This is a genomic window from Nocardiopsis sp. NPDC006139 (assembly GCF_040614155.1).
Classification (GTDB): Bacteria; Actinomycetota; Actinomycetes; order Streptosporangiales; family Streptosporangiaceae; genus Nocardiopsis; species Nocardiopsis changdeensis.
Window position 1 is genome coordinate 43,942 of record NZ_JBEXTT010000003.1, and the last position, 22,395, is coordinate 66,336.

Below are 22,395 nucleotides of genomic sequence, written 5' to 3' on the forward strand. Positions count from 1 at the left end.
TCCAGAGGAGCCCCACATGCCCCACCCCCAGACCGGCCTGGCGGCACCGCCCCGGGCCGGCGCACGCGAGTGGACCGGACTGGCCGTCCTGTCCCTGCCCACCATGCTCCTCACCATGGACCTGACGGTCCTGCACCTGGCCGTCCCCCACCTGAGCGCCGACCTGCGCCCCAGCGCCGCCCAACTGCTGTGGATCACCGACGTCTACGGCTTCCTCATCGCCGGGTTCCTCATCACCATGGGCGCGCTGGGCGACCGCATCGGGCGGCGCCGACTCCTCCTGACCGGGGCCGTGGTGTTCGCCGCGGCCTCGATCCTGGCCGCCTACGCGCCCACCGCGGTCACGCTCATCGCCGCCCGCGCCGTCCTGGGCGTGGCGGGCGCCACCCTCATGCCGTCCACACTGGCGCTGATCCGCACCATGTTCCAGGACCCCGCCCAGCGCTCCGCGGCGATCGGGGTGTGGATGGCCGGTTTCATGGTGGGCGGCGCGATCGGCCCGCTGGCCGGGGGCGCGCTGCTTGAGCACTTCTGGTGGGGCTCGGTGTTCCTGCTGGCGGTGCCGGTCATGGGCCTGCTCCTCGTGCTGGGCCCCGTCCTGCTGCCCGAGTACCGCGCCTCCGACCCCGGACCGGCCGACCCGCTCAGCGCGCTGCTGTCGCTGACCGCGGTCCTGGCCGTCGTCTACGGGATCAAGGACGCGGCGGCCCACGGTCCGGGCTGGACGTCCGCGCTGGCGGTCGCGGCGGGCCTGGCCGTGGGCGCGGTGTTCGTGCGCCGCCAGCGCACGCTGGAACGCCCCATGGTGGACCTCCGCCTGTTCGCCGACCGGTCCTTCTCCACCTCGATCGGCGTGATGACGCTGGGCAGCTGCCTGATGATGGGCATCAACCTGTTCGTCGCCCAATACCTCCAGATGGTGCTGGACATGTCCCCGTTCCAGGCGGGCCTGTGGACCCTGCCCATGGTGGGCGCCATGCTCGTGGGAACGGTCCTGGCCACCGTCGCCGCCCGCCGTATCCGGCCCGCCTTCGTCATGGGCGCGGGCCTGGGCGTGGCCGCCGTCGGATTCGCGGTCCTGGCCTCGGCCGACGGGGCCGCCGGGCTGACGGCGGTGGTGGCGGGGACGGCGGTGTTCGCCGTGGGCCTGGCGCCGGCGAGCGCGCTGGGCACCGACATCGTCGTCGGCGCGGCCCCGCCCGAGCGGGCGGGCGCGGCCTCGGCGCTGTCGGAGACCGGGAACGAACTGGGGGGCGCGCTGGGCATCGCCGTGCTGGGCAGCATCGGCGCGGCCGTCTACCGCACCTCGATGGAGGGCGCCCTGCCGCCGGGCCTGTCGGCCGGGGCGGCCCAGGACGCGGGCGCCACCATCGGCGGGGCCGTGGCAGCGTCCGAGCTGCTGACCGGTCCGCAGGCGGCCGCGGTGCTACAGGCCGCCCAGGAGGCGTTCGCCGACAGCATGCGCACCGCGGCCCTGGCGGGGGCGGTGGCGCTGGCGGCCGGCTCGGTCCTGGCCGTGGCCCTCCTGCGCCGGGTGCGGCCCACCGCGCACGGCGCGGCCGAACCGGCCGTCTGACCCCGCCCGTCCACCCCGGCGGGACGAACGCGCGGGAGCCCCCCGGCCGTGCGGCCGGGGGCTCCCGCGCTCGGGAACGGGCGTGCCGCGCGTGCGCCGAACGCGGCGGTGGCCGGAACAGGCCGTACACGGCCCCGGCCGCCGCCCCCGGCGCTGGCTAAAGTACGCACATGCACGAACACGGCGCCCCTCGGCCGCAGGACCCCCGCTCCCCCCGGCCCTCCGGCCCGCAACCCCCCGCCGGCCCTCCCTCCGGCCCTCCACTCGGGCAGCCGCAGGGGGGACCTCCCCAGGGCCACCCCGGGCAGCCCCACCCCGGGCAGCCGCCCGCCAATAAGAGCTCGGTCGGTAAGACCCTCGCCTGGATCGGCTGCGGCTGCGGCACGCTCCTCCTCCTCGCCACGGCCGGCATCGGGTTCGGCGGCGCCTACTACCTCGGCTGGTTCGGCCCGGAGGACGTCTACTCCGCCCCGCAGGACCCCTGCGCGGTCCTGGACACCGAGGCCGCGAGCGAGATCGCCGGGAACGGCGAGAACCTGGAGGTCTTCGACGCGGACTACTCCTACGCGTACGGCGCCGAGGGCCTGGAGTGCGTGGTCCACCCCGGGTGGGGTGCCACCTCCGGCCACGAGGTGGACCTGCGCGTCATCGTCTTCACCAGCCGGGTCGACGGGCTCAGCAAGGAGAACGGCACCGAGGCCGCCCAGGCCTACTACTACTCCTCCCGCCCGGAGTCGGACGGCTCCGAGTCGCCGGACTGCCCGGGCGTCGGGTTCCCGCTCACCGGCACCCGGGACGGCTCCGGCCACGCCCTCCACCGCATGGACAACCTCGTCCTGGAGGTCGAGGTGAAGCCCGCGGAGCCGGACGTCCAGGAGACGCTCGACGAGGCCGGCCGCACCCGGGCGGCGCTGGACCTGCTCTGCGACGCCGTCCCCCGCGTGGAGTGAGGGCCGCGCCCTCCTCCGGCCGGGCCCCCTTCAGGTGCCGGGCCTGGCCTCCGCCGGGAATTCCACGACCGCGCGGAGGCCGCCCGCGGGCCGCGCCGTGAGGGTGAGCGCCCCGTCGTGCGCCCGGGCGATGCTCTGGACGATGGCCAGCCCCAGCCCGACTCCCGCGTGGTCGGTGTGGACGCGCTCGGTCCCCCGGCGGAACGGCTCGGTGAGGGTCGCGACCAGCTCCGGGGCGAGCCGCTCTCCGGTGTTCTCGACGGTCAGCACCGCTCCTCCCCCCGCACCCGCCCCGGTACGGACCCGCACCTCGCCGTGCTCCGGGAGGTTGTGGACGATCGCGTTCTGGACGAGGTTCGTGGTCAGCAGCAGCAGGAGCGCGGGCGAGCCGGACACCGGGGCGATGTCTCCGTCGGCCTCCAGGGCGACCCCGCGCTTCTCCGCCAGGGGCAGCAGGGTCTCGGCGGCCTCCTCCGCCACCAGGGACAGGTCGACCCGTTCCCGCGCGAAGGCCCGCCGGTCGGCGCGGCCGAGCACGAGCAGCGCCTCGGTGAGGTCGATCGCCCGGGTGTTGACGACGTGGAGGCGGTCGACGAGCTCACCGGGGTCGTGGCCGGGGTCGGTGCGCGCCACGTCCAGGAGCGCCTTGGAGATCGCCAGCGGGGTGCGCAGCTCGTGCGAGGCGTTGGCCGCGAACCTCTGCTGCTCGGCGACGTGGGCCTCGATCCGCGCGAGCATGGAGTCGAAGGCGTCGGCGAGTTCGCGGAACTCGTCCGCGCGCCCCGGCAGCCGGATCCGGTGGGAGAGCGACCCGGCCGACGCCAGCCGGGTGGCGTCGGTGATCCGCCTCAGCGGCGCCAGCATGCGACCGGCCAGGATCCACCCTCCCACCAGGCCGAACACCAGCAGGAACGCCATCACCCCGACCGTCGCCGGCAGGTAGGAGCGCAGGAGCACGGCGCTGATGGGCGTGAAGTCGCCCGGCGCGTGCGACACCACCTGCACGTCGCGCAGCAGGAACACCCACACGGTGGCGAGCAGCAGGGCACCCGCCACCATGAGGAACCCGGCGTAGGTGAGGGTGAGCCTGAGCCGGACGCTCGGCCCCGGCGCCCTATCCACGAGCCCCTCCCCCGCCGTCTTCCGCACCGCCTCCCCCGTCTGCGCCCCGGTCCCCTCCCCCGGTCCCAGTGTCGATGCGGTACCCCACCCCCGGCACGGTGGCGATGACCCAGGGTTCCCCCAGGCGCTTGCGCAGCGCCGAGACCGTGATGCGCACCGCGTTGGTGAACGGGTCGGCGTTCTCGTCCCACGCCCGCTCCAGCAGCGCCTCGGCGCTGACGACCCCGCCCTCCGCCGCCATGAGGACGTCGAGGACCGCGAACTGCTTGCGGGTGAGCGCCACGTAGCGGCCGTCCCGGTGGACCTCGCGGCGGAACGGGTCCAGGCGCAGCCCCGCGATCTCCCGCACCGGCGGCCTGCTGTGGGCGCGCCTGCGGTCGAGCGCCCTGAGGCGGAGCACGAGCTCGCGCATTTCGAACGGCTTCGTCAGGTAGTCGTCGGCGCCGAGCCCGAACCCCGAGGCCTTGTCGTCGAGGCGGTCGGCGGCGGTGAGCATCAGGATCGGCATGCCGCTGCCGGAGGCGACGATGTGCCGGGCGACCTCGTCGCCGGACGGCCCGGGGACGTCCCGGTCCAGGACGGCGATGTCGTAGGCGTTGACGTCCAGCAGTTCCAGGGCCGTGTCGCCGTCGCCGGCGACGTCCGCGGCGATCGCCGCCAGGCGCAGACCGTCGCGGATGGCCTCCGCCATGTAGGGCTCGTCCTCGACGACCAAGACTCGCATGTCCCCAGGTTAGGAGCCGGAGCATATCGTCGGCGTATCCGGAACCGCATACGCGCCGGCAACACCGCACCGCCTTGACTCGGGACATGGCCCGAACACGGACAGCGCCCCGCGGACCCGCCCGGCCGACCGGCTCCGGCCGGGCACGGCGCGGGGCACGGGCCGTGCCGGATCCACCGGAACGGGGCCTGGAACCATGAGCCGCGCCCCGAGGCCGCCGACCGCGGCCGCCCGGACATGTACGCCGACCCCGCCCAGGACCCGAGGATGCAGCGGTGAACGACATCGAACACGAACCGGCACGCGCGGACGCCGCGCGGTCGGACACCCCGGCCGCGGCCGCCCCGGAGGACGGCGGTGCCCGGAGCGCGAGCGCGCTCCGGGCGTTCCGCGGCCTCCTGGCCCCGGCGCCGTGGCGGCGCGGCCCGGTGCTCACGGCCTCCGCGCTCGCCCTCGGCCTGCTCCTGCTGTTCCACGCGCACGTCCCCAACCGGATCGGGGGCCTGGGCAGCCTGGTCGAGAGCTTCCTGCCGTGGCTCGGCCTGCCGGTCCCCGTGCTGCTGGCCGGGGCGCTGTGGCGCCGCTCCGCCTCCGCCGTGGTCGCGCTGCTGCTCCCGGTCGCGGTGTGGCTGAACCTCTTCGGCGGGCTGCTCGGCGACAACGCACAGGAGGGCGGCGACCTCACCGTGGTGAGCCACAACGTCGGCGCCGACAACCCCGACCCGGTCGGCACCGCCCGGGACCTGGCCGCCTCCGGGGCGGACGTGCTGGCCCTGGTGGAGCTGACCGGGCCGGCCGGGGGCGTGTACGAGGAGGAGCTGGCCGACGAGTACCCGTACCACGCGGTGCTGGGCACGGTCGGGGTGTGGAGCAGGCTGCCGCTGTCCGACACCCGCCCGGTCGACACCGCGATGGACGCCGGGCCGCTGGGGGAGGCCAAGCCCGACGAGGTCACGATGGCGTACAACCGCGCGCTGCGCACCACGGTCGCCACGGACCGGGGGCCGCTGGAGGTGTACGTGGCCCACCTGGGGTCCGTGCGGCTGACGCCCCGGACCGGGTTCTGGACGGACAGCCGGGACCGCAACGCGCAGGCGCTCGCCGAGGCCCTCGCCGCCGAGCCCGGCGAGCGGGTGGTGCTGCTCGGCGACCTCAACGGCACCGTGGACGACCGCGCGCTGTCCGGTATCACCGCGCTCCTGGAGCCGGTCCAGGACACGGCCGGGGACGGCTTCGGGTTCAGCTGGCCCGCGGCGTTCCCGGTGGCGCGGATCGACCACATCCTGGTCCGGGGCGTCGAGGCGGAGGGCTCGTGGGTGCTGCCGGCCACCGGGAGCGACCACCTTCCGGTGGCGGCCGGGCTCCGCTGACGGCGCCCGCGGGACCGCGCCGCACGGGACGCGGTCCGGTTCAGGCCGGGGCCCGGCGGGCCAGGGTGTCGTAGGTGTCGGTGGTGCGCTCCAGCTCCACGCCCAGGCCGCGGGCCCAGGCGTCGAGCCCGGCCTGGGCGGCCCGCCCGTCGCGGTCGTCGTCGACCACCAGCTCCAGCTCCAGGAACACCCCGGCCCCCGCCATCTCGTCGACGCACACGCCGATCGGCCCCGCGGTCCCGGTTCGGCGGGTCTTGACGATGCGCACGCTCGGGACGTAGCCGAGCGCCGTCAGCACACCGTGCATCGCCTCCCGGTCGGCGACGGCCGTCTCGTGCTCGACGCACTCCATGGCGTTCGCCACGGGGGTCTTGGTCGTGACGGTGTGCGTCCGGCCCTGGGTGCGCAGGCGGGCGAAGGTGAACCCGGCCTTCCCCTGGGACGGGTCCCAGCCCCGGGGGGCGTAGGCCTGGTCGTCCTGGCGGGCCGGGGCGCCGAGTTCGACACCGGCGGCCGCCAGCGCGTCGAGCAGGGCGTCGGGGTCGCGCACCCGGTACTTCGTCTCGATCTCCCGCGCCATCACAGGCCTTCCCGGTCCGGGTGTCACCGTCCCAGGGAGGCTACCGCTGCGGGCCGGACCGCGTCCGGGAAACCGGGGGATCGGCCCGCATCCGCGAACGCGGTGCCCGACGGCGCTCGGGCCGCCTCCCCGTGCGGTGCGTCCGGGGCTTCTGGAAAGCTGTGCCGGAAAGGTCCGGATCGGTGAAGGAGAACGCCGCGTGAACCCCTCGAAGGCGCATCGGCCGATGCGCGCCGCCGGGCTGCGCAAGGGCCGCCGACACGGCGTCCCGCGCACCATGATCGAGCGCGCCGCCGAGCGCCGCCTGGCCGGGGACTGGCTCGGCGCCTGCGCCGCAGCCGACGTGGCGGTCGACCTCGACCTGCGGGCGCTGCGGCGCGAACACGGCGCGGAGTTCACCGACCGGCTCCTGGACGACCTCCACCACCTGGTGCCCGACCTGCTCCGCTGGCACTTCCCCCGGTTCTGGCACGGCGACGGCCGGCTGCTGCCCGGCCAGCGGCTGCTGCTGTCCCGGCCCGGCGGCGCCGACGGCCCCTGGCTGTCGGTCCACCGGACCGACCCGCACACCTACGGCCACCGCCGCCTGGTCCTGAAGGTCGCCGGGCACTCCTGGTCGGACGTCCTGCTGGAGCGCTGCGAGTCCGCCATGCGGGTGAACCACTGGGAGAACCTCCCGCACGTGTGGGAGACCTCCCGGTACCTGTGGGACGCCCGGCACGTGCACGAGGCCCGCGAACGGTGGGGTGGTAGCGCCGAACGCGCCCCCTTCCTGGACCCCGACGGCACCCCGCGGACGTCGGACGAACTGCCCGCCACCCACCCCGGCCCCGGCGACCGGGCCGCACGCACCGAATGGATCGACGGCCTGCACCGCGCGGGACGGGTCGCCGAGGCCTTCGCCGCCGCCGGGATCGTGTTCGACCCCGCCCCCGTGGAGAGGGAGTACACCGGCCCGGTGGACCCGGTCGAAGCGCTCTCCTACACGCCCCTGGCCGTGTCCCGGCTGGCCGGCGAGGTCGAGCGGCTGGCGGAGGCCGGGCTCGGGAGCGTGCACTGGTTCCCCTACGACGCGGACGGCCGCTTCGTGGTCGAGCGCTCCCCCGACGGGTCCACGTCGTTCCGCCTGGAGGCGTGGAGGTCCTGGGAGAAGGACGGCGACGGGGCGATCCTCCCCGAGGTGTGCCGCCTGCCCCCGGTCGACGTGGACGTGGTCCGCGACGGCCTGTCCCCCGACGAGCTCCACCCCTTGGTCCGCGAGGCGCTGGCCCCCGCCCGTCCGCCCGCCGGGGGCCCGGTCGGCCCTCCCCCGCCCCTGTCCCCCGGACCGGTGCGGGTGCGCTGCAACGGCGAGTGGCACACCCTCTCCCACGCCGGCGGCCGCCTGGCCCTCCCGCACACGGATCGGGAACAGGAACGCGAGGCCGCGCTGCGCGCCCTGGGCGGAGCGGCGACCGGCTGCCACGGGGCCCGCGAGGCGTGGACCACCGGCCGGGGCCGCCTGCCCCGGGCGCTGGCCCGCCTGCGCGACGACCTGTTCGACCGGGTGAAGCAGGGGGACACCGACGCGCTGCTCGCCTACCTGGACGCGGGCGGCGACCCGCGGGTCCGCGACCGGGGAGGCCGGACCCTGCTGCACTACCTGCACCTGCTCGACCACGAGGCCCTGCTGCCGCGCCTACTGGCCGCCGGAGCGGAGGTCGACGCCCGGGACGGCGAGGAGCAGACCCCGCTGTTCCGCACCACCCGGCTGGGCGGTCCGCCGGGCCTGGCCCGGGCGCTGCTGGAAGCGGGCGCGCGGACGGAGGACATCGGCGGCGACGACCGGCACGGCGAGACGTTCGAGGACGCCGTCGACGTGCGCTGGGAGGCCGACGGCTCCGACCCGGCCTGGCAGGAGCTCATCGGCGCAGGAGAGGAAGAGGAATGAACGCCGGACCACAGGACACAGCGGGGAACGCGCGGACCGGGGGGCGGACCGACCTGGCGCGGTACCTCCGCCGCCATCCGGTGCCGTGGACGATGATCGAGCGCGCCACCGAGTGCCGCCTCGACGGGGACTGGGAGGGCGCCTGCGAGGCCGCCGGGGTCGACGTGTGGATCGACCTGGACCGCGTGCGCCGGGACCAGGGCGCGGAGGCGGCGGACGCGGTCCAAGAGGATCTGCTCCATCTCGTCCCCGACCTGCTGCGCTGGCACTTCCCGCGGGCCCTGTACTCACCCGCCGCGCTGGTCCCCGCGGACGGCTTCGAGCTCTCCCGGCACGGCGACGGCCGGGGCCCACGGATCACGGCCCGGCTCCGGTGGGACGACGCCGGCACGCCGGAGGGCGTCATCCTGGACGTGGACACCGATGCCGAGCCGGACCGCGGCCGCGGGGAGGAGGTCCTCCGACAGGTGTCACGGCACCTGTGGGACGCCCGGTACGTCCACGAGACCCGCGAACGGTGGGGCGGGAGCGCCGAACGCGCCCCGTTCCTGAACCCCGACGGCACCCCCCGCACCGTGGCCGAGCTCCCCACCGCCGACCCCGGCCCCGGCGACCCCGCCGCCCGCACCGAATGGATCGACCACCTCCACCGGACCGGACGGATGGCCGAGGCCTTCGCCGCCGCCGGGATCGTGTGCGATCCGGGGGACTTCCCCGGGGGGACCGTGCCCGACCTCGCGTTCCTGTCCCCGGCGCTCCTGTCCGCCGGGTTCTCCCGGCTGACCGCGGCGGGCGGCCCGGAACGGGCCTGCGTCCGCCTGCGCGAGGACTGGGACTCGCCCCGGTTGGAGGTGCGCCGCGACGGGGACCGCATCCGGCTCGGACACCTGGACCGGACGGACGACGCCCCGCTGCTGCCCGAGGCGCTGTGGAAGAGGCCCACGGACCTGGACGTCCTCCGGGACGGGCTGTCCCCCGACCACCTGCACCCCCTCCTCAGGGAGGCGCTCGCCCCGGCCCGGCCGCCCGCCGGCGGACCCGTCGGTCCGCCCCCGTGGGAACCGCTGGAACCGTTCCGGGTCCGCTGCGGCGGGGAGTGGCACACCGTCGAGCTCTCCGGCGGCCGCCTCAACGTTCCGCACCGGGACGAGGACCTGGCCCGGGAGACCGTGCTGGGCGCGCTGGGCGGGCCGGTGTCGGGCTGCCTCCCGGTCCTGCGGGCGTGGGAGACCGGGTACGGGCGGCTGCCCAAGGCGCTGCGCCTGATGCGGGTGGACCTGTTCAGGCGGATCCGCAGCGGCGACACCGACGCCGTCGTGGCCTACCTCGCCTCGGGCGGGGACCCCCGGATCCGCGGCGGGCAGGGGGACACCCTGCTGCACCTCCTGCACCTGCTGGACCATAGGGCCCCCGTGCCCGGACCGTCGGGCGCGGACGGCCCCGGGGACGGGGTCCCCCTGCTGCGGGCGCTGCTCGACGCGGGACTCGACCTCGACGCCGTGAACGACGAGGGGTTCACCCCGCTGGGCACGGCCGTGTGCTCCGGCGGAGTGCTCTCGCTGCTGCGGGCGCTCCTGGACGCGGGCGCGCGCACCGAGGGCATCGCGCCCGAAGAGGACGACGGCCCCGGCCTGCGGGACCTGGACGACCTCGTCGAGGAGCGGGCGGCCTCGACCCACCCGGCCAGGGCCCAAGCGCTGAGGGAACTGCTGTGACCGTCCCCCGCCGCCCGTCCTCCGCGTCGCACCGCCCGGAGCGGGCGGGCGCGCTGATGCGGATCCGCCGCTTCGCGGTGCCGCGGGAGATGATCGGGCGCGCCACCGAGCGCCGCCTGGCCGGGGACTGGCGCGGCGCCTGCGCGGCCGCGGGCATCGACGTGCGCCTCGACCCGGAGCAGGCGCGCCGGGAGCACGGCGCGGAGTTCGCCGACGCCCTCCTTGACGACCTGCGCCACCTCGTGCCCGACCTGGTCCGCTGGCACCACCCCCGGCAGGCCGACGACCGGACCGGGGTGGAGGAGCACCTGTTCCCGGTGCTGTCCCGCCCCGGGGGCGACCGGGGCCCGTGGCTGACGGTCCGCTCCCCCCGGCGGCGCACGAGCCGGTACGAGGGGGGTCCCTGGTCGCAGCGCCTCGTGCTGGGGCTGACGGCCCACGAGGAACTGACCCTCGACGCGTCCCCCGGGCGGACCCGGCTGTACGAACCGCAGCTGTGGTCCTCGTCGCGGTACCTGTGGGACGTCCGGCACGTGCACGAGACCCGCGAGCGCTGGGGCGGCGGCCCCGACCGCGCCCCCTTCCTGAACCCCGACGGCACCCCCCGCACCGTGGCCGAGCTCCCCACCGCCGACCCCGGCCCCGGCGACCGGGCCGCCCGCACCGAATGGATCGACCACCTCCACCAGACCGGACGGGTCGCCGAGGCGCTGCGCGCCGCCGGGGTCGAGGCCGCCGATGAGGGGACGGTCCGGGTCCTGGAGCGGGTACCCGTGTCCGCGGGACGGTGGCGGGCGGAGCTCGGCGGCCTGGCCGCCCTCGGGTACGGGGCGGCCGCCGGGTTCCCCGACTCGTACCACCTCAGGATCACCGTCCGGTACGACGGACACCGGGTCCGGGTGGCCATGACCCCGTACGGGGGCGCGGAGCCGGATCAGGCACTGTCCCTGCCCAGGGCCTGCTGGGCCCGGCCGGAGGACGTCGACGCGGTCCGGGACGGGCTGTCCCCCGACCACCTGCACCCCCTCCTCAGGGAGGCGCTCGCCCCGGCCCGGCCGCCCGCCAACGGACCCGTCGGCCCGCCCCCGTGGGAACCCGTCGCACCGGTCCGGGCGCGCTGCGGAAAGGAGTGGCACACCCTCTCCCTGCGGGACGGGCGCCTGGTCACCCCGCACACCGGGGAGGAGCAGGCCCGGGAGCGGGCGCTGTCGGCCCTGGGCGGCACCGTCAGCCCCTGCTTCCGCGCCGCCGAGTCCTGGCGTACCGGACGGGGGTGGCTGCCCAAGGGGCTGCACGCCCGGCGGGCCGAGCTCTTCGAGCGGATCCGGCACGGCGACACCGGCGCCCTGGTCGACTACCTGGACACCGGCGGCGACCCCCGCGTCCGCGACGGCGAGCTCAACACCCTGCTCCACGAGCTGTACCACCTCGACCACACGGTGCTGCTGCCGCGTCCGCTGGAGGCCGGGCTCGACGTGGACGCGGAGAACGGGCTGCGCTCGACCCCGGTCCACCGGGCGCTCCGCTACGGCGGGGACCCGTCCCTGGTCCGGGCGCTGATCGCCGCCGGGGCCCGCACCCGGGCCATCGCCTACGACCGCTCCCGTCCCCTGGACCTGCAGTCGGAGCTGGAGTCGGTGTCGGGCCACCGCGTGCCCGCCGACCCGGAACGCTGGCGGGAACTGCTGGAGGAGCTGCGCGGGCCGGAGGGGCCGGCCGCCCCCGGAAGAGGACTCCCCCGGCCGAGGAGGGACCCGTGAGCCGGTCCGACCGCGCGAACCACCTGGCGCGGCACCGCCGCTTCTCGGTGACGCGGGAGATGATCGAGCGCGCCACCGAGCGCCGTCTGGCCGGGGACTGGCGCGGCGCCTGCGAGGCCGCCGGGGTCGACGTCCGGATCGACCCCGACCGGGTCCGCGGCGAGCACGGCGCGCAGGTTGCCGACGCCCTCCTGGACGACCTGCGCCACCTCGTCCCGGACCTGGTCCGCTGGCACTTCCCCCGCGCCCCGGTCCGGGACCGGCCGGAGCTGCGGGCCTCCGCCGCCGTGACGCTGTCCCGTCCCGGGCCCGGGCTGCGGCTGGCCGTCCTGTCCCCCGCTCCCCTGGGCGCGCCCGGTCACCGGCTCGTGCTGGAGCTCGCCGACGGGCCCCTCACCGGTGACCGGGGCGCCTACGGGCGCGGCATCCGCCGGTACGTGGAGCCGTGGGAGGGGAAGCGGTACCTGTGGGACGCCCGGTACGTCCACGAGACCCGCGAACGGTGGGGCGGGAGCGCCGAGCGCGCCCCGTTCCTGAACCCCGACGGCTCCGTGCGCGGCCCCCACCTGCTCCCCTCCGAGGACCCCGGCCCCGGGGGCGACCCCGCCGCCCGCTCCGAGTGGGCGGCCTCCCCGGGCCGGGGAGGGCCCGGCCCGCACCCGGGCGCAGGAGCCCGGCGGGTGCCCGACGACCTCCACGCGGTCCGGATCGGCCTGCCGCCGGACCACCTGCACCCCGTGGTCCGGGCGGCGCTGGCCCCGGCCCTGCCGCCCGCCGACGGCCCGGTGGGGCCGCCGCCCTGGGAGCCGCCGGAGCCGGTCCGGGTGCGATGCGGCGGCGCGTGGCACCTCGTCTCCCTGCGCGACGGGCGGCTCGCCGGACCGCACACCGACGCGGAGTACGCCCGGGAGTCGGCGCTGCGAGCGCTCGGCGGCCGGAGCCACGGGTGCTTCCGGGTGGCCGGGATCTGGCGCACCGGCGGGAGGGGGCTGCCCTGGCGGCTGCGCGACCACCGGACGGAGTTCTTCGCCCGCGTCCGGAACGGCGGCACCGACACCGTCCTGCGCTACCTGGCGGCGGGCGGGGACCCCCGGATCCGCGACGGGGCCGGGCTGACCCTGCTGCACCACCTCGCCCACACGGACCACGCGGTGCTGCTCCCCCGGCTGCTCGCCGCCGGGCTCGACGTGGACGCCGAGGCCGGGCCGGGGGTCACCCCGCTGTACTCGGCGGTCAGGCACGGCGGCGACACCGCTCTGGTCCGGGCGCTGATCGCCGCCGGGGCCCGCACCGACGGGCTCGGCGTGGGGAGGCACGCCCCGGAGTCGCTGGCGTCCATCGTCCGCCGGCACACGGGATGGGGCCTGTACCCCGACGCCGGGCCGTGGGAGGAACTGCTCGCGGAGCTGTCGGCCGCGGAGTGACCGGGGCCACCCCGGCCCCGGGCCCGTTCCGTCACCCCCCTTTGGGAGGATCCACGCACGAGCGCGGGAGGAACCGCGGTGCGAACTCCGAGCCCCCGACGACCATCGGAAGAAGACGTGACCATCACCGACACACCGGCGCCGCTCGCGGCCGCCGACGACCTCACCCGGCAGCTCCTCGACCGGCGGTCCGAGCCCGCCGAGAACCCCCAGCTGGAGGCACTGGCCCTGGCGGTCACCGCCAACCTGCCCGTCCTGCTGTGGGGGGAGCCCGGCATCGGCAAGTCCGCCGGGCTGGAGCGCCTCGCCCTGGAGCTGGGGCTGCCGCTGGAGACCGTGATCGCCAGCGTCCACGAGCCCTCCGACTTCTCCGGCCTGCCCGTGGTCGGCGACGACCCGGCCCGCGACGGGGTGCCCATGGCGCCCCCGGCGTGGGCGGTGCGGCTGGCCGCGCGGGGCACCGGGCTGCTGTTCTTCGACGAGCTGTCCTCGGCTCCGCCCGCCGTGCAGGCCGCCCTGCTGCGGGTGGTCCTCGAACGCCGGGTCGGGAGCCTGGAGCTGCCCCCGGCGGTGCGGATCGTGGCCGCGGCCAACCCGCCCTCCAGCGCCGCCGACGGCTGGCACCTGGCCCCGCCGCTGGCCAACCGGTTCGTGCACCTGCGCTGGACCCACGACCCCCGCACCGTGGCCCGCGGCATGACCGGGGTGTGGCCCGCCGCGTCGATGCCGCTGGTCGCCCCGGACCGGGTGTCCACGGCGATCGCCCAGGCCCGCGGTGTGGTGTCCGGCTTCCTCACCGCCCGTCCGGGCCTGGCGCACAGCCTCCCCGAGAGCGCGGAGGGGCGGGGCGGCGCCTGGCCCTCGCCGCGCACCTGGGAGATGGTGCTGCGGCTGCTGGCCACCGGGGGCGCCGCCGGCGCCTCCCGGCAGGCGCTCTCGGAGGCGGTGGTCGGCGCCATCGGCGACGGGGCGGGCCTGGAACTGCTGTCGTACATGGAGCAGCTCGACCTGCCCGACCCGAACCGGGTGCTCGCCGACCCCAAGGCGTTCGCGCTCCCCGAGCGGGGCGACCGCCAGCTGGCGTTCCTGACCGCGGTGGTGTCGGCGGTGCGCAGCGAGCCGACCCGGCGCCGCTGGGAGGCGGGCTGGCAGGTGCTGGCCAAGGCCGTGGAGGCGGGGGTGCCCGACGTGGCCGCCCGCGCCGCCACCGACCTGGCGATGATGCGCGACCCGGCCTGGCCGGTGCCCGAGGACATCGACGCGTTCGTGGACCTGCTGCGGCTGTCCGGCGCGCTGCCGGGGAGCTGACCCGGTGGAGACCGGGGAGGACGTGGTCCGGCTGGACCGGACCAAACTGCTGGCGGCCCGGTACCGGGCCGCCCAGGACCGCCCCTACCTGGCGGCGGCACTGTACTCGCTGACCGTCGTGGAGACCCGGCAGGTGCCCACGATGGGGGTGGACCGCCGGTGGCGTTGCTACGTGTCGCCGGAGTTCGTGGCGCGCACCCCCGTCCCGGAGCTGGCGGGCGTGTGGGTCCACGAGGTGTCCCACCTGCTGCGCGACCACCACGGGCGCAGCGACCGGCTGCCCGCCGCGGAGCAGCGCGACCACATGCGGGTCAACATCGCCCAGGACTGCGAGATCAACGACGACATCCTCGCCGACGGGCTGCCGCTGCCCGAGGGGACGATGAGCCCCCAGCGGTTCGGGATGCCCGAGGGGCTGATGTTCGAGGCGTACCTGCGGCTGCTGCCCGAAGACGTCAGGAGCCACGACTGCGGGTCGGGCGCGCACGGCGTGGGGCGCCCCTGGGAGGAGCCCGGACCCGCGGGCGGGGTCGGCGACGTGGAGGCGGGGGCGCTGCGCCGGTCCACCGCCGAGGCGATGCGCTCCCACCAGCGCACCCGGGGTTCCCTTCCCGGGGGCTGGAAGCGGTGGGCGGAGGAGATCCTCCAGCCCACCGTGGACTGGCGCCGGGTGCTGGCGGGCGCGGTGCGCGAGGCCCTGGCCTGGGCCGGGGGCGCGGTGGACTACACCTACGCGCGGCCCTCGCGGCGCAGCGGGGCGATGCGCGGGGTGATCCTGCCGAGCCTGCGCCGCCCGATGCCGCGGGTGGCGGTGGTGGTGGACACCTCCGGCTCCATGTCCGAGGACGACCTGGCGGCGGCCCTGGCCGAGGTCTCCGGCGTGCTCAAGGAGGTGGGCGTCGGCAAGGAGCGGGTGGCGGTGCTGTCCTGCGACGCCGACGTGCAGGTGGTCCGCCGGGTGACCTCCGCCGACCAGGTGGAGCTGCTCGGCGGCGGCGGGACCGACATGCGGGTGGGCATCGAGGCGGCGCTGCGCGCCCCGCAGCGCCCGCAGGTGGTCATCGTGCTCACCGACGGGTACACGCCGTGGCCGTCCGAGCCCTCGGCGGCCCGGGTGGTCGCGGCGCTGATCGGCGACGCCCCGCCGGACCCTCCCCCGTGGATCGAGAAGGTGTACGTCACCGGCTGACGCCCGCGGGTGCCCGCGCGGCGCCCCGGCGGGGCGCCGCGCGTCAGTCCAGGGTGACGGCGGCCACGGCGGCCCCGGGGACCTCGCAGACCAGGTACAGGTCGCGTACCCCGGCGGTGCCCGGCGCGAGGGCGGCCACGGCCTCGGCGAAGTCGTGGGGGCCCGTGCCCGCCGGGACGCGCAGCACCGCCGCGGGCCCGGTGTCCGGGCCGTCCAGGTGCACCCGCAGCTCGGTGTCCCGGTCGGCGTTGGCGAACACCCGGATGCCGCTCGCCCCGGTGAGGTCCGTGTCGCGGAACAGCAGGCGGGCGCCGGGCTCCGTGAAGCGCACGGCGTCGCCGCGTTCGGGGGTGAGCGGGCACAGGGCGGTGCCGCGCTGCTCCTCGTACCCGGCCGCCGACCAGGTGCCGCGGCGGACCGCGGGCGGCTCCCCCGGGACGTCCAGGGGCGCGGTCCCCCGGATGTCGGCGGCCGAGCGCCCCACCAGGACCTCGCGGGGGGCGTCCTCCACGGTGAAGCGCTCGCGGACGGTGTCCCAGCGGGCCAGGTCGGCGGCGTCGAACCCGATCTCGGCGACGGCCTCCTCCCCCGGTCCCAGCCGCAGCCGGGCGAAGCCCCGCAGCGCCCGCACCGGGACCCGCACCCGGGAGGAGAGCTGGCGCGTGTAGACCTGGACGACCTCCTCCAGCGGCCGGTCGCCCGGGTTGGCCACCGGCACCCGCACGGTCACCCGGCCGCCGTCGACGACCGCCTCCGGCTCCCCGTAGACGGGTTCGGCGTACCCCAGCCCGTGGCCGAACGGGTACAGGGGCTCGCCCTCGAAGTACAGGTAGGTGGCCCCGGACCCGATGACGTCGTAGTCGAGGAGGTCGGGCAGGTCGTCGGCGGACCGGTACCAGGTCTGGGTGAGCCGCCCGGACGGTTCGGCGTCGCCGAACAGGACGTCGGCCAGGGCGCGGCCGTACTCCTGCCCGCCGTGCGCCGACCACAGGACCGCGGGGACGTTCTCGTCGGCCCAGGTGACCGCGAAGGGGCAGCCGCTGCTGATCACCAGTACCGAGGCGGGGTTGGCCGAGCGCACCATGCGGACCAGGTGCCGCTGGGCTGCGGGGAGTTCCAGGTCGGCGCGGTCCTCGGTCTCGCGCCCGTTGACCATGGGGTGGTCGCCGACGACCACCACGGCGACGTCGGCGGCGGCCGCGGCCCGGGCGGCCTCCAGCGCTCCGGAGGACACCCGGTCGATCCAGAACGGGCAGCCGTCGCCGGGTTCCTCCACCAGGGCCAGGACCCCGTCCGCGCGGACGCCGACCCGCCGCCCCGTGTGGACCTGGACCAGGTGGTAGGGGCCCTCGGGGCCGCCGGCCGGGTTGGCCGCCTCCAGGCGCAGGGTCTGGCGCACCTCCCAGCCGCCCGGCCCGGGCGCGGTGCAGGCCAGGGTCCCGTCGGGGCCCTCGTCCAGGTGCAGGCCGGTGCGCTCCGAGCGCAGGGTGAACGCCCCGCCGCCCCAGTCCAGCAGGGCGAACACGTCGCCCTCTCCACCGTCCAGGCGCAGCGGTTCCCCGGACACGGGTTCGGCGACCGCCGTCACCAGCGAGGTCAGCCGGATCCGGTCGGCGCCGTCGTGGTGGACGACCTCGACGCGCTCGGCGACGCCCTCCTTCGCGGTGACCGCGTAGGGCGGGGTCCCGCTGTACCAGTCCGTCAGGACGGTGTCGGCGAGCGGGCCCAGGACTGCGACCCGGCGCACGTCCCGCAGGGGCAGCACCCCGCCCTCGTTGCGGAGCAGGACCAGGGAGCGGGTGGCCGCCTCCCGGGCCAGGGCCCGGTGGGCGGGGGTGTCCAGGGAGCCCTCGGGGGCGGGGCCGGGGTCGAACTCGCCCAGGCGCAGCCGCACCGAGAGCACGTGGCGGACCGCCCGTTCCAGGTCCGCGTCGGTGAGCAGCCCGCGCCGCAGCGCCTCCCGCAGGTGGTCCAGGGTGGCCTCGGGCCGGTCGTCGTCCTGGGTGAAGGAGTCCAGCCCGGCCCGTACGGCGTGGGCGTAGGCGGTGGGGCCGTCGGGGTGGAAGCCCTGGAGGCCGAACAGGTTGCCGGGGGCCATGGCGTCGCTGACCACGAGCAGGTCGTCGGGGGCGGCCGCGCGCAGCACGTCCTCGATCAGCGGGCTCAGGTGGGCGGGCCTGCCGTTGACCAGGTTGTAGGAGGGCATCACCGCGACGGCCGCGCCCGCGCGCAGGGCGGGCAGGTGGGCGGGCAGCTCGTACTCGTGCAGCACCCGCGGCGGCAGGCCGCTGGAGGTGGTGCAGCGGTCGGTCTCGTTGTTGTAGCCGAGAAAGTGCTTGAGGGTGGGCGCGGTGCGCAGCCGGGGCCCGTCCCCGGCCAGCCCCCGGGCGTAGGCGGTGGCCAGCAGCCCGGTGAGCCAGGGGTCCTCCGACCACCCCTCCTCGTTGCGGCCCCAGCGGGGGTCGCGCAGCGGGTTGACCACCGGCGCCCAGACGTTGCGCCCGGCGCCGCGGTCGCGGGCGGCCAGGACCTCGTCGGCGACGGCCTCGCCGACCCGGCGTACCAGCTCCGGGTCCCAGGTCGCGGCCAGGCCCAGGGCCTGGGGGAACACGGTGGCGGTGCCCAACCAGGCGAGGCCGTGCAGGGCCTCGGTCCCGGTGCGGAACCCGGCCAGCCCCAGCCGGGGGACGGGTGCCTGGTACTGGTGCAGCAGCCCGATCCGCTCCTCGGTGGTGAGCGCGGCGACCAGGGCCGCCAGGCGCTCCCCGTCCGTCCGGGACGGGTCGGTGTGCACGGGGTCTGTGACCGGGTCGCTCATGGGGCTTCCGTCCCTCGTGGGTGCCAATGTCCACCGAAATCGAAACGCTTCGACTTCGTTCGCCGCAGAACCCTTGTGCAGCAGATCACAGTGGACTAACTTGCTTTTTCCAACGGCCGAACAATTCATAGCAAAATGGCCGCTCGTTTCCTACCCCCCGGACCATGCGGCTCCGACCGCACGAAGGAACGACGCTATGCCCCTCCGCCCCCCTCCCCCGTCCCGCCGCCGCTTCCTCGGGCTCGCCGGCGCAGGCGCGCTCGCCGCACTGTCCCCCGCCGTCCTCACCTCCTGCTCCTCCGGGGGCGGCGGGGCGGGCAGCGGCTCCGCGGCCGAGGCCGGCTCCCTCGACTCCCTCATCCCCACCCACATCCCCTTCGAGGGGGTCGTCCCCGACATCGAGGGGATGCACGGCGCCCCCGACGGCTTCACGTCCTACCCCACCGAGTTCGTCCAGGCCGTCCCCGAGCCCCCCGGCCGGGGCGGTAGCTACACCGCGATGACCCCGCTGTGGAGCCCCCTGCCGCCCGGCCTGGGGAACAACTCCTTCTTCGACCACGTCAACGGCCGCCTGGGCACCACCATCGAGTTCAACTTCCAGGACGGCAACACCGTCATCGACAAGATGAACGCGGTGGTCGCCGGGCGCGACGTCGCCGACCTCACCATGTTCCCGGACTGGGTCATCAACCTGATGCCGCAGTTCAACCGGGCCGTCGGCGAGCTGTTCGAGGACCTGACCCCGTACCTGGCGGGCGACGCGGCCGCCGCCTACCCGCTGCTGGCCAACCTGGACAGCGACGCCTGGCGCTGGAACGTGTTCAACGAGCGCCTCCAGGGCGTGCCCTGGCCCGCCGAGCCGTTCGGCAACTGGGTGCTGTACCGGCGCGACCTGCTGGAGGAGTACGGCCTGGAGCCGCCCACCAGCCCGGACGACCTCTTCGCCATCGGCGAGGAGATCAACGACCCCGACAACGGCCGGTGGGCGTTCGGGGACTTCAACCTCAGCATGCGGCAGGTCTTCGGGGCGCCCAAGCAGTGGCGCTACGCGAACGGCGAGCTGACGCACATGTTCGAGACCGACGAGTGGCGGGCCAGCATCGAGTTCATGCGCAGGATCTTCGACGCCGGGCTGGTCCACCCCGACATCGTCGCCCTGGGCGACAACTCCAAGGAGCTGCTCAACTCCGGCCGGATCGTGTTCAACCAGGACGGCATCGGCGCCTGGCACGAGGCGTACGGCCAGATGCTCGGCGACTCCCCGGACTTCCGCCTGGACCTCATGCCGGTCTTCGGCGCCGACGGCAACGACCCGGTCATGCACCGGTCCGACCCCTCCGCGCAGTCGGTGTTCGTCCGCAAGGGCATGGAGCCCGAGCAGATCGAGGAGCTGCTGGGCGTCATGAACTTCTGCGCGGCGCCGTTCGGCACCCGCGAGTACATGGACTACCGCTACGGCGCCGAGGGGACCCACCACGAGCTGAACGACGACGGCGCACCGCAGCTCACCGACCTGGGCGCGGGCGAGGTCAACGACGGCTACTACTTCATCAGCGGCCGGCCCCCGGCGATCACCGAGAGCCAGTACCCGGACTTCGTCCAGTGGAAGACCGACTGGTACAACCACGCGGCGCAGTTCTCCGAGGACGACCCGTTCGCGGGCATCCGCATCCAGCGGCCCGAGCGGTTCGCCGGGGCCGAGACCCCGCTCACCGACCGGGTGGAGGACATCATCCGCGGCCGGGAGGACCTGAGCGCGCTCGACCAGGCCGTCGCGGACTGGCGACGCGACGGCGGGGACGAGGGACGGGAGTTCTACCTCGGCGTACTCCAGGAGCACGGCCGTGACTGAGCGGTCGACCGCGGTCGCCCCCGCCCCGGACCGGGACCCCGCGCCGCCCGCCCGGCGGCGGGCGGCCCGCCCGGGGCGGGGGCCGTCCCTGCGGGCCCGGTGGCGGCGCGACCGCGCCCTGCTGCTGATGACGCTGCCCGCGATCGGCCTGCTCGCGGTGTTCCACTACGTCCCCACCTTCGGGAACATCATCGCGTTCCAGCAGTACAACCCGTGGGACGGGGTCCTGGGCAGCCCCTGGGTGGGCTTCTACCAGTTCGAGCGGCTGTTCACCGACCCCCGGTTCTGGAACGCGGTGGGCAACACGCTGGTCATCGCCGCCGTCCAGCTGGTGTTCTTCTTCCCGGTGCCGATCGCGCTCGCGATCCTGCTCGACAGCGTGCTCACCCGCCGGCTGCGGCTGGTGCTCCAGAGCATCGTGTACATGCCGCACTTCTTCTCGTGGGTGCTGGTGGTGACCCTGTTCCAGCAGATCCTGGGCGGGGCCGGGCTCATCTCCCAGGCCCTGCGGGGCGCCGGGTACGCGCCGCTGGACATGATGACCGACCCCGACGCGTTCCTGCTGGTCGTGACCTCCCAGATGGTCTGGAAGGACGCCGGCTGGGGCACGATCATCTTCCTCGCCGCGCTGGCCGCCATCGACCAGAACCTCTACGAGTCGGCGGCCGTGGACGGGGCGAACCGGTGGCGGCGGATGTGGCACATCACGCTGCCCGGACTGCGGCCGGTCATCGTGCTGCTGCTCATCCTCAAGCTCGGCGACATCCTCAACGTCGGCTTCGAGCAGTTCTACCTGCAACGGGACGCCTTCGGGTCGGGGGTGTCGGAGGTCATGGACACGTTCGTCTACCACCAGACGCTCGTCACGGGGAACTTCAGCGCGGGTGCGGCGGCGGGGCTGCTCAAGGGGGTCGTCGGACTCGTACTGATCCTGGTCGCCAACAAGATGGCCCACCTGATGGGCGAACACGGGGTGTACAAGCGCGCATGAGCACACTGTTCGAGAGCCGCCCGGTCTGGGCGGAACGGCCGTCCCTGCCCGCCCGCGCCGCGAAGAACACGGTCCTGGCGGCCGTCGCGGTCGTCATCCTGCTGCCGATCTACGTCGTGGTCCTCACCAGCCTGTCGCCCGCCTCCGCGGTCACCGCCGCGGGCGGCCTGGTACTGGTTCCCAGTGGGATCTCGTTCCAGGCGTACGCCGACCTGTTCTCGGGGGGCGTGGTCACCCGGGCGGTGCTGGTGAGCCTGGGCGTGACCGCGGTGGGCACCCTGGTGAGCCTGGCGGCGACGGTCCTGGCCGCCTACGGGCTGTCCCGGCCGGGGTCCCTGCTGCACCGGCCGCTGCTGTTCGCGGTGCTGCTGACGTTCCTGTTCGCGCCCGGGATGATCCCGCTGTACCTGCTGGTCAGCGATCTCGGGATGATCGACTCCTACGCCTCCCTGATCCTGCCCACAGCGGTGAACGCGTTCAACCTGGTGGTGATGCGGGCGTTCTTCATGAACCTGCCCCGGGAGATCGCCGACAGCGCCCGGATGGACGGGGCCGGGGAGTGGACGATCCTCACCCGCCTGGTGCTGCCGATGTCCAAGGGGGTCACGGCGGTGGTGGGCCTGTTCTACGCGGTGGGGTACTGGAACGCGTTCTTCAACGCGATCCTGTACCTCAACGACAACGCCAAGTGGCCGTTGCAGCTGATCCTGCGCCAGTACGTGCAACAGGGGCAGCAGCTGAACTCCAGCTCGCTGATCGGCGACGCCGTGCAGGGCACCGCCTCGGCGCCCAACCTGGCGGTGCAGATGGCGATCGTGGTGGTCGCGCTGGTGCCGGTGACGGTGATCTACCCGCTGGTGCAGAAGCACTTCACCAAGGGGGTCATCATCGGCGCCGTCAAGGGCTGACCCCTCTCGGGACCGCGGCCCGGGAGCCCCCGGGCCGCCCTGTACGGCGCCCCTTCCGCGGTGGCCGCCGAACCGCCCGCGGTGCCCTCACGGCACCGTGGGCGGTCCCGGGTCCGGCCTCCGGTGGGGGTGGCCGGACCCATCGCGGGTCGGGTCGTGTTCTCCGGGTCTCCGCGGG

Annotated in this window: 16 protein-coding genes; 12 read left to right on the forward strand and 4 right to left on the reverse strand. The window is 75.5% G+C overall.

Annotated features, from left to right (window positions below):
* Positions 1-16 precede the first annotated feature (16 nt).
* Both ABZ249_RS04580 and ABZ249_RS04585 read left to right on the forward strand, forming a co-directional pair.
* Positions 17-1,576: an MFS transporter gene (locus ABZ249_RS04580; protein WP_355257221.1), complete on the forward strand. Its 1,560-nt coding sequence runs from the start codon at positions 17-19 to the stop codon at positions 1,574-1,576.
* A 170-nt stretch (positions 1,577-1,746) separates the two neighbouring features.
* A complete protein-coding gene (locus tag ABZ249_RS04585; protein WP_355257224.1) occupies positions 1,747-2,526 on the forward strand; it encodes a hypothetical protein in 780 nt (259 codons plus the stop codon).
* Positions 2,527-2,556: 30 nt separating this feature from the next.
* On the opposite strand, the gene ABZ249_RS04590 is transcribed toward ABZ249_RS04585, so the two are convergent.
* Positions 2,557-3,648 carry a HAMP domain-containing sensor histidine kinase gene (locus ABZ249_RS04590; RefSeq protein ID WP_355257226.1) on the reverse strand — a complete coding sequence of 364 codons (1,092 nt, stop codon included), beginning with the start codon at positions 3,646-3,648 and terminating at the stop codon, positions 2,557-2,559.
* Positions 3,641-4,372, reverse strand: a complete 732-nt coding sequence (locus tag ABZ249_RS04595) for a response regulator transcription factor (protein ID WP_355257228.1) — start codon at positions 4,370-4,372, stop codon at positions 3,641-3,643. Before ABZ249_RS04595 ends, ABZ249_RS04590 begins: the two co-directional genes overlap by 8 nt.
* Positions 4,373-4,647: 275 nt before the next feature.
* Here ABZ249_RS04595 and ABZ249_RS04600 point away from each other — a divergent pair, with 275 nt between their 5' ends.
* Positions 4,648-5,742 (forward strand): endonuclease/exonuclease/phosphatase family protein, encoded by a 1,095-nt coding sequence (locus tag ABZ249_RS04600; protein ID WP_355257231.1) that lies wholly within the window; start codon positions 4,648-4,650, stop codon positions 5,740-5,742.
* A gap of 40 nt (positions 5,743-5,782) precedes the next feature.
* Here the strand turns inward: ABZ249_RS04600 and ABZ249_RS04605 are convergent, their stop codons facing one another.
* Positions 5,783-6,322, reverse strand: a complete 540-nt coding sequence (locus tag ABZ249_RS04605; protein WP_355257234.1) for a CYTH domain-containing protein — start codon at positions 6,320-6,322, stop codon at positions 5,783-5,785.
* Positions 6,323-6,521: 199 nt separating this feature from the next.
* Here ABZ249_RS04605 and ABZ249_RS04610 point away from each other — a divergent pair, with 199 nt between their 5' ends.
* The 6 genes from ABZ249_RS04610 (at position 6,522) to ABZ249_RS04635 (ending at position 15,648) form a co-directional block, all read left to right on the forward strand.
* Positions 6,522-8,252, forward strand: a complete 1,731-nt coding sequence (locus tag ABZ249_RS04610; protein ID WP_355257236.1) for a hypothetical protein — start codon at positions 6,522-6,524, stop codon at positions 8,250-8,252.
* Positions 8,249-9,967: a hypothetical protein gene (locus ABZ249_RS04615; protein WP_355257239.1), complete on the forward strand. Its 1,719-nt coding sequence runs from the start codon at positions 8,249-8,251 to the stop codon at positions 9,965-9,967. Before ABZ249_RS04610 ends, ABZ249_RS04615 begins: the two co-directional genes overlap by 4 nt.
* Positions 9,964-11,727, forward strand: a complete 1,764-nt coding sequence (locus ABZ249_RS04620; protein ID WP_355257242.1) for a hypothetical protein — start codon at positions 9,964-9,966, stop codon at positions 11,725-11,727. The genes ABZ249_RS04615 and ABZ249_RS04620 overlap by 4 nt, the downstream gene beginning before the upstream one ends.
* Positions 11,724-13,151, forward strand: coding sequence for an ankyrin repeat domain-containing protein (locus ABZ249_RS04625; protein ID WP_355257245.1), 1,428 nt, complete (start codon positions 11,724-11,726; stop codon positions 13,149-13,151). The genes ABZ249_RS04620 and ABZ249_RS04625 overlap by 4 nt, the downstream gene beginning before the upstream one ends.
* A 117-nt stretch (positions 13,152-13,268) precedes the next feature.
* A complete protein-coding gene (locus ABZ249_RS04630) occupies positions 13,269-14,459 on the forward strand; it encodes an AAA family ATPase (protein WP_255646987.1) in 1,191 nt (396 codons plus the stop codon).
* Positions 14,460-14,463: 4 nt separating this feature from the next.
* A complete protein-coding gene (locus ABZ249_RS04635; protein WP_255646986.1) occupies positions 14,464-15,648 on the forward strand; it encodes a VWA-like domain-containing protein in 1,185 nt (394 codons plus the stop codon).
* A 43-nt stretch (positions 15,649-15,691) separates the two neighbouring features.
* On the opposite strand, the gene ABZ249_RS04640 is transcribed toward ABZ249_RS04635, so the two are convergent.
* On the reverse strand, positions 15,692-18,466 hold the full coding sequence (locus ABZ249_RS04640) for a glycoside hydrolase family 3 C-terminal domain-containing protein (RefSeq protein WP_355257250.1): 2,775 nt from the start codon (positions 18,464-18,466) through the stop codon (positions 15,692-15,694).
* Between the two features lie 196 nt (positions 18,467-18,662).
* Here ABZ249_RS04640 and ABZ249_RS04645 point away from each other — a divergent pair, with 196 nt between their 5' ends.
* From ABZ249_RS04645 to ABZ249_RS04655, 3 genes are read left to right on the forward strand one after another with little or no spacing between them, the layout of a single operon-like run.
* The gene (locus tag ABZ249_RS04645; RefSeq protein WP_355257253.1) at positions 18,663-20,318 is read left to right on the forward strand and encodes an extracellular solute-binding protein; all 1,656 of its coding nucleotides are present in this window, start codon (positions 18,663-18,665) and stop codon (positions 20,316-20,318) included.
* Positions 20,311-21,309 carry an ABC transporter permease subunit gene (locus ABZ249_RS04650; RefSeq protein WP_255646985.1) on the forward strand — a complete coding sequence of 333 codons (999 nt, stop codon included), beginning with the start codon at positions 20,311-20,313 and terminating at the stop codon, positions 21,307-21,309. Before ABZ249_RS04645 ends, ABZ249_RS04650 begins: the two co-directional genes overlap by 8 nt.
* Complete coding sequence (locus tag ABZ249_RS04655; RefSeq protein WP_220564498.1) at positions 21,306-22,217, forward strand: carbohydrate ABC transporter permease; 912 nt, start codon at positions 21,306-21,308, stop codon at positions 22,215-22,217. The genes ABZ249_RS04650 and ABZ249_RS04655 overlap by 4 nt, the downstream gene beginning before the upstream one ends.
* The last annotated feature ends 178 nt before the right edge of the window (positions 22,218-22,395 follow it).